The organism is Methylobacterium indicum (assembly GCF_001043895.1).
Lineage (GTDB): Bacteria > Pseudomonadota > Alphaproteobacteria > Rhizobiales > Beijerinckiaceae > Methylobacterium > Methylobacterium indicum.
Genome location: NZ_JTHF01000107.1, coordinates 54,811 through 66,563, shown reverse-complemented (window position 1 = coordinate 66,563; position 11,753 = coordinate 54,811). Strand labels below are relative to the sequence as shown.

13 protein-coding genes are annotated in these 11,753 nt (G+C 69.6%); 5 read left to right on the top strand and 8 right to left on the bottom strand.

Annotated elements, in window-relative coordinates; translation table 11 throughout:
• The 5 genes from QR78_RS13045 to QR78_RS13025 form a co-directional block, all read left to right on the top strand.
• A partial coding sequence (locus tag QR78_RS13045; protein ID WP_342029890.1) for an allantoinase PuuE occupies window positions 1-954 on the top strand: 954 nt, incomplete at its 5' end.
• 81 nt (window positions 955-1,035) lie between these two features.
• Window positions 1,036-1,857, top strand: a complete 822-nt coding sequence (locus QR78_RS13040; RefSeq protein ID WP_244276324.1) for a substrate-binding periplasmic protein — start codon at window positions 1,036-1,038, stop codon at window positions 1,855-1,857.
• Window positions 1,858-1,990: 133 nt separating this feature from the next.
• The gene (locus QR78_RS13035; protein ID WP_048427951.1) at window positions 1,991-2,662 is read left to right on the top strand and encodes an amino acid ABC transporter permease; all 672 of its coding nucleotides are present in this window, start codon (window positions 1,991-1,993) and stop codon (window positions 2,660-2,662) included.
• A gap of 10 nt (window positions 2,663-2,672) precedes the next feature.
• Window positions 2,673-3,347, top strand: coding sequence for an amino acid ABC transporter permease (locus QR78_RS13030; RefSeq protein ID WP_089504113.1), 675 nt, complete (start codon window positions 2,673-2,675; stop codon window positions 3,345-3,347).
• A 43-nt stretch (window positions 3,348-3,390) separates the two neighbouring features.
• Window positions 3,391-4,365 carry an NAD-dependent epimerase/dehydratase family protein gene (locus QR78_RS13025; RefSeq protein ID WP_053220905.1) on the top strand — a complete coding sequence of 325 codons (975 nt, stop codon included), beginning with the start codon at window positions 3,391-3,393 and terminating at the stop codon, window positions 4,363-4,365.
• Between the two features lie 241 nt (window positions 4,366-4,606).
• Here the strand turns inward: QR78_RS13025 and QR78_RS13020 are convergent, their stop codons facing one another.
• The 8 genes from QR78_RS13020 to QR78_RS12985 form a co-directional block, all read right to left on the bottom strand.
• The gene (locus QR78_RS13020; RefSeq protein WP_048427959.1) at window positions 4,607-5,719 is read right to left on the bottom strand and encodes a pyridoxal phosphate-dependent aminotransferase; all 1,113 of its coding nucleotides are present in this window, start codon (window positions 5,717-5,719) and stop codon (window positions 4,607-4,609) included.
• A gap of 116 nt (window positions 5,720-5,835) precedes the next feature.
• On the bottom strand, window positions 5,836-6,534 hold the full coding sequence (locus tag QR78_RS13015; protein ID WP_048427950.1) for a glycosyltransferase family 2 protein: 699 nt from the start codon (window positions 6,532-6,534) through the stop codon (window positions 5,836-5,838).
• A 4-nt stretch (window positions 6,535-6,538) separates the two neighbouring features.
• Window positions 6,539-7,591 carry a radical SAM/SPASM domain-containing protein gene (locus tag QR78_RS13010; RefSeq protein WP_048427949.1) on the bottom strand — a complete coding sequence of 351 codons (1,053 nt, stop codon included), beginning with the start codon at window positions 7,589-7,591 and terminating at the stop codon, window positions 6,539-6,541.
• Window positions 7,588-8,952: an MptA/MptB family glycosyltransferase gene (locus QR78_RS13005; RefSeq protein WP_048427948.1), complete on the bottom strand. Its 1,365-nt coding sequence runs from the start codon at window positions 8,950-8,952 to the stop codon at window positions 7,588-7,590. Before QR78_RS13005 ends, QR78_RS13010 begins: the two co-directional genes overlap by 4 nt.
• Window positions 8,949-9,686 (bottom strand): TIGR04282 family arsenosugar biosynthesis glycosyltransferase, encoded by a 738-nt coding sequence (locus QR78_RS13000; RefSeq protein WP_048427947.1) that lies wholly within the window; start codon window positions 9,684-9,686, stop codon window positions 8,949-8,951. Before QR78_RS13000 ends, QR78_RS13005 begins: the two co-directional genes overlap by 4 nt.
• A 21-nt stretch (window positions 9,687-9,707) precedes the next feature.
• The gene (locus QR78_RS12995; protein ID WP_048427946.1) at window positions 9,708-10,241 is read right to left on the bottom strand and encodes a hypothetical protein; all 534 of its coding nucleotides are present in this window, start codon (window positions 10,239-10,241) and stop codon (window positions 9,708-9,710) included.
• The gene (locus QR78_RS12990; RefSeq protein WP_048427945.1) at window positions 10,238-11,011 is read right to left on the bottom strand and encodes a molybdopterin-dependent oxidoreductase; all 774 of its coding nucleotides are present in this window, start codon (window positions 11,009-11,011) and stop codon (window positions 10,238-10,240) included. The genes QR78_RS12995 and QR78_RS12990 overlap by 4 nt, the downstream gene beginning before the upstream one ends.
• Window positions 11,008-11,667, bottom strand: coding sequence for a cytochrome b/b6 domain-containing protein (locus QR78_RS12985; protein WP_048427958.1), 660 nt, complete (start codon window positions 11,665-11,667; stop codon window positions 11,008-11,010). Before QR78_RS12985 ends, QR78_RS12990 begins: the two co-directional genes overlap by 4 nt.
• Window positions 11,668-11,753 lie beyond the last annotated feature (86 nt).

Genomic DNA, 11,753 nt, shown 5'->3' with positions numbered 1-11,753 from the left:
CGTCGTCGTCAGCCCGGTGCTGGCGCTCGCCGGAGACACCGACAGATGAACCGGGATACCCATCTCGCGCGCGATTTCACCGGCTATGGTGCGACGCCGCCGCACCCGCGCTGGCCCGACGGCGCCCGGCTCGCGCTCAACCTCGCCATCAATTTCGAGGAGGGATCCGAAGCCTCCTTTCCGGATGGGGACGGTCTGAGCGAGACGCGCCTCACCGAGGGAGGAGGGGGCTTCGTAGGCCGTGACCTCGCCGCCGAGTCGATGTTCGAGTACGGCAGCCGCGTCGGCTTCTGGCGCATCAACCGCCTGCTCGCGGAGCGCGGCCTGCCGGCAACGGTCTTCGCCTGCGCGCTCGCCCTGGAGCGCAACCCGGCGGCCTGCTCCGAGATCGTGGCGCGGGGCTACGACGTCTGCGCCCACGGCTGGCGCTGGGAACGCCACCAGGGCCTGAGCGAGGACGAGGAGCGGGCGCGGATCGCGCGGACAGTCGAGAGCCTGAAACGCACGCTGGGGCAGGGACCTGACGGCTGGTACTGCCGATACGGTCCGAGCGTCAATACGCGGCGGCTTCTCGTCGAGAACAGCTCGTTTCTCTACGATTCCGACGCCTACAACGATGAAATCCCATACTGGACACGTGTTCTGGGGCGGAACCATCTCGTCGTGCCCTACAGCCTCGTGACCAACGACGCGAAGTTCATCACCGGTCACGCCGCGACGGCGAACGACTTCTTCGAGAGCCTGCGGGACAGCTTCGACATGCTTCATCGCGAGGGCGCACAGCAGCCGCGGATGATGTCCGTCGGCCTGCATCTGCGGATCGCCGGGCATCCCGGGCGTGCGGCCGGGCTCGAACGCTTCCTCGATCACGTGCTGCGGCATGAGGATGTCTGGGTCTGCCGACGCGTCGAGATCGCCCGCCACTGGCGCGAGATGCATCCGCCTGCCGTCTGAGACGCGCCTTCGAAGCACCACCACGATAAGGGATCAACGATGATCGGACGTCTTTGCTGCCGGGTCGCAGCGGCCACGATCGTGCTCGGCCTCGCCGCTTGGCCCGCCCTCGCCCAGGAGGCGGATCACCCGGGCGGCAAGACTCTCGTCGTCGGAACAGATTTCGGCGTCGCGCCGTGGATCATGCGAGGCGCCAACGGTCCCGAGGGCTTCGGCCACGACCTCATCGTCGAGATCGCCAAACGGCTCGGGCGTCCCGGCGTCGAGATCGTCGACGTGCCGTTCTCCGGGCTGTTTGCCGCACTCTTTGCCAAGCGCATCGAGTTCACGGTGAATCCGCTGAACATCACGGCGGAGCGGGCCGAGCGCATGCTGTTCACCGAACCGTTCTTCGCCACCGGAAACGGATTCCTGACGCGCGCTGGCGAGACGATGAAAGGGTTCGAGGACCTCAAGGGCAAGTCGGTCTCGGTCAATCGCGGCACGATCTCGGATACCTGGGCTACCGCGAATGCCGAGAAGTATGGCTTCGAGGTTCAGCGCTACGACAGCTTCCCCGATACGGTCCAGTCGGTGATCACCCGGCGCTCCTTCGCCGCGCTGAATGAAATCCCGACCACGGTCTATGCTGCCAGCCGCAACAAGGCTCTCACCGTCGCGTTCAAAGACTTCAACGGTCGCAATTTCGGCTATGCGTTCCGGCTCGAGAGCGTGGAGTACCGCAACAAGGTCGACGCTGTGATCGAGTGCCTGAAGGCCGAGGGTTGGCTCGCGAAACTCTACGAGAAGTGGTACGGCACCGCGCCCGAGAAGGGAACATCGATCGACGTCGTCTATCCCGGCTACGGCGCGCCGGGTTTCAAGAATTACGATCCGGCGCCGCATGCTCGCGCCTGCACGTGACCGGCCGGGAGCGGGGCGCTCGCCCGCGCATCGAAGCCGTCTCGTGTTCAGCACCCGGCCATGAGCGGCCAAGTCTCCAGCATCGTCGGAAGCGAGGCCGCGGTTCCCGTCTCCCGACTCGTCCGAGCGCAGCATGGACCGGATCGCCGACAACTACTTCAATCTGCAGGTCATGGCGGAGGCCTTTCCCGCCGTGCTGCGAGGGTTCGGCATCACCGTGCTGGTCACCCTGCTGGTCATCATTTCCGGACTTTCGGCCGGACTCGGGCTGGCCTTGCTGCGCACGCTACGCATCCGCGCGGTCGATCTGTTAATCGTTATCTATGTGGATGCCTTCCGGACGCTGCCGCAACTTGTCGTTATCATCGTTATCTATTTCGGGCTGCCCTATGCCGGGCTCGCGCTGTCGCCCTTCGTCACGATGGTCCTGGCGCTGGGCATGATCCTGTCGGCCTTCGCGGCGGAGATCTTCTGGTCGGCGATGCTCACCGTCCCGCGTGGCCAGAGCGACGCCGCCCGGGCGCTCGGATTGCGGCCGCGCCATGTGCTGGCGCTGGTCGTCCTCCCCCAGGCGATCCGACTGGCGTTGCCGATGCTGACCAATCGGGCGATCGCCATCGGCAAAGGCACGGCCCTGGGAACGGCCGTCTCCTTGCCGGAGACGCTCGGCCAGGCGCAGAGCGTCATGGCGATCGTCGCCAACCCGTCGCCGCTGACGTTGGCGGCGCTCTTCTACCTGGCGCTGTTCATCCCCCTCGTCGCGCTCAGCCGGATGGTCGAGAGGCGTTTCGGGCCGGGGCATTGAGGACGGGACTATGATCGAGCTCTTTGCCGAAAATTTTCTCAACCTCGACTCACTGCTGCAGGTCTATCCGCTCCTGTTGCAAGGCCTGCAATTGACGGTTCTGTTGGCGGTCGTCACGCTGCCGCTCTCGATCTTGTGGGGACTGGCACTGGCGATCGCCTGTTCATTCCACAATCGCGTGCTGAATATTTTTTTGATCGGCTATATCGATTTCGTGCGGGCCTTTCCGGTGGTGGTGTTGCTCGTGCTGATCTTCTATGGGCTGCCGCTCCTTGGCTTCAAGCTGAGCGGTTTCACTGCGGCGGTTCTGGCGATCGCCCTGAACAATTCTGGGTATTTCGGTGAGATTTTCCGCGCCGGCATCGAATCCATACCCATGGGGCAGATCGAGGCGGGCCGGTCGCTCGGCCTGCGCGGCCGGCACGTGATCGCTCTCATCATTCTGCCCCAGGCGCTGCGCAAGGCGCTGGCCCCCTTCGCCAGCAACTCGCTCGAACTGGTCAAGACCACATCCATCGCGGCCCTCGTCGCGCTGCCGGAGCTGCTGCGCTCGGCCCGCGTCGCCCAGGAGCAGACCTACAACCCGACGCCGCTGATGGCGGCCGCGGCGATCTACGTCGTGCTGCTCTGGCCTTTCGCACGCTGGGTCGCAGTGCTGGAGCGGCGCGCGCAGATGCAGCGCTAAAGTGGGAAGGGGATCGATCATGCCTTGCAGCACGGCCGCGACCATGAAGGTCCTGATCACCGGCGGCAGCGGCTTCGTCGGCCTCGCCCTGGCGGAAAAGCTGCTGGCGGACGGTGCGGAGGTCTGCCTCTTCTCCGCCGCGGCACCGCCCGACGCGCTGGCCGAACGGGTGGCCTGCGACCGCTTGCGCATCGTCACGGGCGATATCCGCTCGGCCGATGCGCTGGGTGCGGCGCTCGCTGCGAGCGGGGCGACCCATCTCGTCCATGCCGCCGCGATCACGCCGGGACCGGAGCGGGAGTTGCGCGAGGCCCGCACCATCCTCGAGGTCAACATCGGTGGCACGGCCAATGCCGTCGCGTGCGCTGCGGAGTGCGGCCTCGCACGGGTCGTCGTCCTCAGTTCGGTCGCCGTCTACGGCTTCTCCCCGCCTGCCGCCTCGTGCTTCTACGAGGAGGCGGGCTCGGCTCCGGCGCCGGCGACCCTCTACGGCATCTCCAAGCTCGCCGCCGAGCAGACGGCTTTGCGCCTGGGCGCTCTGTACAAGCTGGACACGAGGGTGGCCCGTCTCGGCCCGGTCTTCGGGCCGTGGGAATACGCGACCGGCCTGCGCGACGCGATGAGTCCGCACCAGCAGATCCTCGCCGCCGCCCGCGGCGGCCGGTCAATCGTCCTGCCGCGCCCGATGCCCGCGGACTGGCTCTATTCACGGGATGCCGCCGCCGGCCTTGTCAAGCTCCTGCTGAGCAATAAGCTCACCCGTACGCTCTACAATCTCGGAGCTGGCCGGACGAGCGATTTGCCGCAGTGGTGCGTTGCACTCGGCCGGGCCGGGCTGCAAACCGACTGGCGCCTTGCCCGAGAGGGTGAGGAGCCCGCTATTCGCTACAATCTCGCGCAAGATCGGGCGGCAATGGCAACTCACTGCATCGCCGCAGAGACGGGCTTTCGACCACGCGACGACCTCGATGCACAGGCCGTAGATTATCTCGGATGGGCGGAAGGTCTGTCGCTGTAAAGCGTGTCGCGAACTCTTTGTCTCCGGCGCCCTGGCGGATCACCCCCGCGCTCGGGGGACCGCTGCCTTCCAGACTGCTTCTTGCGTGGCGGTCGATCAAGCTGTGGCGTTCTGGCGATCGACAACCGGTGTCGGAAGATTCTGAATGGACGGATGCTGACTCGTGACCCCATGCAGACATTTATCTGACCTATCTCAAAGGTCCGCTTCGAAGAGTATAGCGGCGGATGGACCGCACTCCTTACCGAGCATGCCGGAGCAGATGCTTCTCAAGTACCCCAAGCGCCGCAAAGCTCCTGATACGACCGAGGCCGAGACGCAGACGGTCTTCGGGGATCGGCGCCAGAGACGAGCGCCATAGAACTGACGGCAGGACGAGAAGGCCGGCCTCGGATGCGAGCGTCCGCGCGAAATCGGTCGCCCCCTCACGCCCGCGAAACCGCGGATACGCGAAGGCGAGATTCCTTGGTTCGTCCGCCTCGAAGACTTCGGAATGGCGATCGAGCAGAGCGCGCAGGCGGCGATGGTTGCGCCGTCCTATCGCGCGGGCGCGATCGGTGATGCGATGCTCGGCCCGCAACGCGATCTCGCCCAGGATCTCGCTCGGAGCTGCAAGGCAGCTCGACAGCAGGTTCTTGGCTGCGAGGGCGCGGCCGAGGACGGCGCGGTCTCGGCAGGCGGCCCAGCCGACGCGCAGGCCCGGCAGCCCGAACCCCTTCGACAGCCCGTTGATCGAGATCCCGCGCTCGTAGAGGTCCACGACGGGCGGAACGGCCCTGTCCGGGCCGGGGTCGGTCTGGCGGTAGACCTCGTCGTTGACGAGCCAGAGGCCATACCGGCAGCAGAGGGCGATCAGGCCGTCCAGGGTCGGCCGGTCCAGGGTCGCGCCGGTCGGACTGTTGGGGAAGTTCGTCAGAACCAGCCGCGTGTTCGGGCGCAAGGCCGCGGCGAGGCGGTCGAGGTCGAGGCTCCAGGCCCGGTCCTTGGACAGGGCGACCCCGTCCGCGGCACACAGGCCCGTCACGACGAGTTCCAGGGGCTGGTAGATCGGCACCACCACCACGGCGTGGTCGTCGGGCGCCAGCAGCGCATGGAGGATGCACGCCATCGTCTCCTGCGCGCCCGCACCGACGAGCACGTCGTCCGCCCCGGCTGTCGCGTAGCGGGCGGCGATCGCCTTGCGCAGCCGGAGGGAGCCGCGCGGATCGGCGTAGCCCAGACCGGTGCTCCGCCAGCGCAAGCGGTCGTCCGGGCCGGCGAGGCGCAGCAGCGTGGATAGCGAGAGCGGCTGTGAATCGGACGCCGCGAGATCGAGATGCGCACAAGCCGACCAGCGGTTCAGGTAATCCGCCATGGCGAAGGACCGGGAGGGCGGGCCACCGCCTTCCCGCCGGTCGATCCCAGCCTCCTCCTGCACGTCGTCGATCCAGCGGTCGGTCGAGGCGTCCGCGTCGAGTTCCACAGCGATCCTCACGCGCGCGGCGCCGGACGGGTGGCGACGCGCAGGTAGGTCGCGCCGATGCGCGCCGAGGCCCGCAGCGTCCCGGACAACGACCCCGCGACCTTCGATGCGCCCCCGATCCGGCGCCGGTAGGACATCGGCACCTCCAGGACGCGCAAGCCCGCGCGGGCGGCCTGCAACTGCATCTCGATGTTCCAGCCGTAGGTCGTCTCGCGCAGGCACAAGGCCCGGAGCGCGGCACGATCGATGGCCCGGAAGGCGCACATGTCGGTGTACCGCACGCCGTAGCGCAGGCCGATACCGAGTCCCGCGAGACGCCCGGCGAGCACCTGGTGCCAGAGCATCGCGCCGGGCTCGCGGTGGCCGAGGGTCCGGGAGGCGAGGACGAGGTCCTGGGTGCCGGCGAGCACCGGGCCGGCGATCGCCTCGATCAGGTCCACCCGGTCGGCCCCGTCGCCGTCGAGGAAGACGATGACGCGGCTGCCGGGATCGGCCGCCTCCGCCCCGAGCGCGCAGGCCCGGCCGTAGCCGCGGCCGGCCTCGACCACCCGGGCGCCGGCGGCCCGGGCGACGCCCCTGGTGCCGTCCGTCGAGCCGCCATCCGCCACTATGACGTCGCCCGCGAAAATCCGCGGGATCTCGCGGATGACCGCGCCGATCGCCTCGGCCTCGTTCAGGGTTGGGATGACGATGCTGACCGGGTGCATCGGCTCACAGGCTCCAGCGCAGGCCGCAATTGCGGCACGGGCTCGGTGGCGCGTCGGAGAGGAGCGCCGCGCGGAAGTCGCGATAGGCCTCGCCGTTCCAGATCTCCCGCAACGTGGCCTGGGTGGCGTCGCCGAGCGTGTAGTGCGAGTAGCCGCGCACCGAGAACGGCGCGATGCAGCAGGGCAGCGCCCGGCCATGGGCGGTGAAGTACATCAGCGACCACGGCCGGCGGCAGGTCGCCCAGGCCCGGTCGTCCTGCTTCCTGAGGCTGATCCCGGGCTCGGTCGCCCCCGAGGCGTCGAGCGTCACCCCCAGCGAGCGGCCGAGCGCCTCCGCCTCGGCGATGGACGCACTCTCCTCCGACCGCGCGCTCTCGAACAGCGACAGGTCGGCCCGGGCCATGCCGTAGCCCGCTTCATCGAAGACCAGGCGCTGGAGATGCACCTCGGTCACGCCCATCGCGGCGGCCAGCCGCACGAAGGCGGGCAACTGGTCGACGGTTTCCTTGAGGCCGGTGAGCCAGAGCGACACGCGGGGCGTCGTGGCGCCGGTCGCCTTCTGGTAGGCGACGAACTGTCCGACGTCGCGCACGATGCGGTCGAAGAAGTCCTTGCCGCGCACCCTGAGATACGAGGCCTGGTCGGCGGCGTCGAGGGAGACGCGCAGCTCGTCGAGCCCGGTCTCGATCAGCGTCCCGAACCGCTTCGGCTGCAGCAGGGTGCCGTTGGTGTTGAACAGGACGTAGGTGCCGCGGTCCTTGAGGTAGCGGATCATGCGCGGCAGCGCCGGCACCAGCATCGGCTCGCCGACGCCGTGGAGCACGACCCGGGCGATGTTCGGCACCTGGTCGACGATCCGGGTGAACAGTTCCCAGCTCATGTCGGCCGGGGGTTCCAGGGTCTCGAAGGTGCGCGGGCAGGTCTCGCACAGAAGGTTGCAACGGTTCGTGACCTCCAGGTAGAGGCAGACCGGCGGCGCGACGGCCTCGGCCGTGCGCGCGGCGCCGATCTCCTCGAAGTAGCGGCGCGGATCCTTAAGGGCGGCGGAGGCGGTCATCGGGCGGTTCCTTGGGGGAGGAGGGCGGCCGGGCGCGGCCTGCGGGCCTGCCACGCCGCGCGGGCGGCCAGGACGAGGCCCGGCACGAAGACGAGCGCCGGCCAGAGGAAGCGGTCGTCGAACGGGTCGATGAGCAGCAGCAGGGGCGCCGCGCCGAGCCAGATCACGGCCGGAAGCGGCGCGACGACCGCGGGCAGCGTCAGCCAGGGATAGTACCAGGCGTAGTGCGGGCTCGCCGCGCAGGTCGCCAGCGCCGCCAGGATCCCGGCGTCGCGGCACAGGGCGACGGCGTCGGCCGTGCCGGGCCTGTCGTTCCGCCCGAAGGCGATCCGAAGCGCGAGGGCGGCGAGCGCCAGGCCGGCGCACAGGAGGTAGGCCCGCACGAGGCCCGGGGGGCTGAAGCCGAGATGGCCGAGCCCGGCGAGCAGCCAGTAGCCCGCGCCGGTGTCGTAGCCTTCTTCCGTCCCGTAGGACCCGGCAAAGCCGAGCACGCCCCAGCCGACGCCGAGATAGGGCAGGTAGAGGACGATGATGACCGCGATCCCGGCGAGCACGGGCCGCCACAGCCGGCCGCCGCGCACGAAGGCGGGCGCGACCGCGAGCGGCAGTACCTTCACCAGCGTCGCCACGGCCAGGAGGGCGCCCGCGAGTCCGTCGCGACGGCGGGTGCGCGCGAGCAGCGCCAGCCCGAGGAGGCCGACCGCCACAGCGTCGACGTGCCCGTCGCAGGCGAAGGACCACAGGGCGAGCGGGTTCCAGGCGTAGATCAGGATGCGCTCCGGCGGCAGGCCGGCGCTGCGCAGCACTGCGAGCATCGTCAGGATGCTCATCGCCTCGAAGCCCAGCATCGCGAGCTTCATCCCGGTGACGCTCCGGGAGACCTGCCCGACGGCGGCGAAGACCGCTTGCGCGGCGGGCGGGTAGATCGTGTGGGCGTAGTCCTTGCGGTTGATCAGCGGGTAGATCGCCGGATCGCGCAAGGGCTCCAGGGCCGGGTCGGCCGGAACGTAGCGGTACGGGTTGATGCCGGCACCCTGGACCTGCCCGTCCCAGACGTAGCGGTAGATGTCGCTCGACAGGAAGGGCGGTGCCGGCAGCAGCGCGGCGCGCATCGCCACGGCGAGGCCGAGGATCATCCAAACGGCCGCGCGGGGCAGCCGCTCGCGCAGCACCAGGCGCACGGCGAGGAGGTAGACGACGAGACCGAGCGCGACCACGCCGACGAAGGCGTTGGCGCGGGCCGGCGAGCCGACGGTGTCGGCGCCCGGGACGTGAAGGGCGAGCGCGCCGAGATTGATGCCGGCGAGCAGGATTCCCAGCGCCGCGAGCCGCCCGCCCGGGTCGGCGAGGACTCGGATCATGCCGGCACGGCCTCACGGGCGAGGCGCGCCAGGGCGGCGCGGGTCACCGGCGCCGGGGCGCCGGCGGTCTCGGCTGCGAGACGCGCGAGCGAGGCCGCGTCGTCGACGTCGTACCACGGCTCCAGCTCGACGAGGTCGAGGCCGATCTCGCGGGCCCGGGCCCGGGTCGCGTCGGCGACGAACGCGGTGCTCCATGCGATCTCGGCGAACAGGTGGGCATGGGCCCGCTTGAGGCCGAGGAGGTAGTAGCCGCCGTCATCGCAGGCGCCGAGCACGCCCCGGTCGCCCGGCGCGAGCAGGGTCCGGGCCGCCTCGACCAGGAGCCGCGCCGGCAGGGTCGGCACGTCGGCGCTGAGCACGCAGGCCGCCGCGTGGCCGCGATCGAGCATGCCCTGGACGGCCTGGAGCAGACAGCGGCCGAATCCCGCGACCGCCGCCGGAGCCGGCGCGGTGCCGTCCGCCAGCACGAGGGCGGTTCCGGGCGTGATGTGGGAGGCGACCAGGGCCTCGGCCCCCGGCGGGGCGTAGGCCGCGTAAGGACTGATCGGAGCGGATCGCGCCGCCCGCGCGAGGGTGTCGGTCGTGTCGCGCAGGAAGGCGGCGCTCAAGGACGCGGCCTCGTTCGGGGTCAGCGGCGGGCACAGCCGCGTCTTGGAGCGGCCGCTCTGCGGGGCCTTCGCCATCACGCCGATCGCGCAGGTCGCGGCCGCCTCTGGGCTGGGTCGTCGTGTCATCGGCGGGGATCCCGCGCTTGTTCAGTGGAAGGGCCGGACGATCCCGACGCGGATCGTCGCGTCCGGCGGGATAGCGGCGGCGGAGTCGGGCGCGACGCTCGGCAGGGCGCGCAGGCCCTCGGACGTCAGGCCCATCAGGGCGACGTGCTCGCCGAGCAGCGCCACCGCCTCGACCGGCACCGCCACCAGGCGCGGCCCGAACCCGCTCCAATCGATCCGCTGCAGGCCGAGCCATCCCAGCCCCAACGCCCCGTCGAGGCGCACGACGACCGCGACCGCATCGCCGCGGCGTACGAGCCCCGTCACGCGGCCGAGGACGGGCTGCGCTTCCTCCGGCTGGAGCAGCAGGCGGCCGGCGAGGTCGCCGACGCGCACCGGCTGGGGAAAGCGCCGCGCCGCCCGCGCCGCCATGTCGGGGACGGTCATGCCGGGCACCGGCATGTGGTCGGGGGCCGGCGACGGGCCCGCCGTCTGCGCCTGCGCGGCGACGGAGAGCGCCAAGACCAGGCAGACGGCGAGGCAGGCGGCGAGGCCGCTCGCAGGACGGGCGCTCATAGCCCGGAAAACCAGTTGAAGCCCCGGCTCTCCCAGTACCCGCCCGGATAGCTATTGGTGACCTCAATGGCGGTGATCCATTTGGGGTTCTTGAAGCCGAGCTTGACCGCCGTGCGCAGCCGCAAGGGGTAGCCGTAGGGGTCCGGCAAGCTCTCACTGGCGTACTTGGTGGCGAGCAGCGTCTGGGGGTGCAGCGCGCTCGCCATGTCGATGCTGCTCGGGTAGTCGTCCGCCGTCTTAAAGGCGACGTACCTGGCGGTGAGGTCGGCCCCGACCCGTTCGAGGAACGTGCGCAGCGGCACGCCCGACCACTGGCCGATATAGTCCCAGCCCTCCACGCAGACGTGGCGGATGATGATCTCGCGCTCGGGCAGCTCCGCGATCTGGCCTCGCGTCCAGGGCCGCTTGTCGGTGATCAAGCCGGCGAGTTCGAGCCGCCACGCGTCGCCGTCGACCGGTTTCACCTCCTCGACGTCGTAGTAGGCGTTGAAGCGCGGCGGCTTGAGCACCATCGACGCCGGGTATTCGGGCGCGAGCTTGTTCGGATCGAACAGCGCGGCCTGGACGCCGTCGTTAAGGTCGGAGACGGCGCGCAGGGCCCGGCCGACCGCGCCCGAATCGCTCACGTCGCAGCCGGTCAGCATCGTGAGCGCGCCGAGCGACAGGCCGCCGCGCAGGAAGCCTCGGCGCTCGATCCGCCGCAGGAGCGGGCGATGGTCGTCGAGGATGCCGGGATCCGGCACCGTGAGGGGGCGGAAAGGGGATCTCATCGGGCGGACTCCGTCGCCGCGGCGGAAGGCGTCGGCCGGAGCACGGGGCCGCCAGTCAGCATCGCCCGCAGCGTCCGCGGCACCAGCAGGGCGAGCGCGACGTGGACGAGGAGGAAGCCCACGAGGACGCCCATGCCGACGAAGTGGACGAGGCGCGCGCCCTGGAACCCGCCGAGCAGCGTGACGAGGCCGGAGAGCTGCACCGGCTTCCAGATCGCCAAGCCGCTGACGACTTGAGCGATGCCGGCGAGGATCGCCACGATGTAGAGGATCTTCTGGACGGCGTTGTAGGTCGTCAGGTCCTCGTGGGCGAGCTTGAGCTTGAGCGTGTCGCGCAGGGTCTGGACGACGTCGCGGAGGCGGATCGGCAGGAGGCGCTCGTGCAGGCGCCCGGTCGCGATCCCGTAGGCCAGGTAGGCGGCGCCGTTGGCGATCAGCAGCCACATCGCGGCGAAGTGCCAGAGCAGGCTCTCGGCCGCCCAGGAGCCGATCCGGAGCGTCCTGGGAAAGTAGATCCCGTGGATGATGACGGAGTCGTTGTAGATGCCCCAGCCGGAGCCGATCAGCACGACCATCGCCAGTGCGTTGGTCCAGTGCATGAGGCGCACCGGCCAGGGATGCAGCCGGCGCCCGGCGCTGTCAGGATTCGGTCTCATGATGCGAAGCATTTCCTCAAGTCATCGTATGGAAGCGCGAAGATACATCGATGTTTATGTCATGAAAATCACGGATAGTTTTGCAT

What these genes read in the sequence shown, in the direction of transcription:
- QR78_RS13035 (WP_048427951.1), top strand. Translation starts at nt 1,991, where the DNA reads ATGGACCGGATCGCCGACAACTACTTCAATCTGCAGGTCATGGCGGAG.
- QR78_RS13030 (WP_089504113.1), top strand. Translation starts at nt 2,673, where the DNA reads ATGATCGAGCTCTTTGCCGAAAATTTTCTCAACCTCGACTCACTGCTG.
- QR78_RS13025 (WP_053220905.1), top strand. Translation starts at nt 3,391, where the DNA reads ATGAAGGTCCTGATCACCGGCGGCAGCGGCTTCGTCGGCCTCGCCCTG.
- QR78_RS13020 (WP_048427959.1), bottom strand. Translation starts at nt 5,719, where the DNA reads ATGGCGGATTACCTGAACCGCTGGTCGGCTTGTGCGCATCTCGATCTC.
- QR78_RS13015 (WP_048427950.1), bottom strand. Translation starts at nt 6,534, where the DNA reads ATGCACCCGGTCAGCATCGTCATCCCAACCCTGAACGAGGCCGAGGCG.
- QR78_RS13010 (WP_048427949.1), bottom strand. Translation starts at nt 7,591, where the DNA reads ATGACCGCCTCCGCCGCCCTTAAGGATCCGCGCCGCTACTTCGAGGAG.
- QR78_RS13005 (WP_048427948.1), bottom strand. Translation starts at nt 8,952, where the DNA reads ATGATCCGAGTCCTCGCCGACCCGGGCGGGCGGCTCGCGGCGCTGGGA.
- QR78_RS13000 (WP_048427947.1), bottom strand. Translation starts at nt 9,686, where the DNA reads ATGACACGACGACCCAGCCCAGAGGCGGCCGCGACCTGCGCGATCGGC.
- QR78_RS12995 (WP_048427946.1), bottom strand. Translation starts at nt 10,241, where the DNA reads ATGAGCGCCCGTCCTGCGAGCGGCCTCGCCGCCTGCCTCGCCGTCTGC.
- QR78_RS12990 (WP_048427945.1), bottom strand. Translation starts at nt 11,011, where the DNA reads ATGAGATCCCCTTTCCGCCCCCTCACGGTGCCGGATCCCGGCATCCTC.
- QR78_RS12985 (WP_048427958.1), bottom strand. Translation starts at nt 11,667, where the DNA reads ATGAGACCGAATCCTGACAGCGCCGGGCGCCGGCTGCATCCCTGGCCG.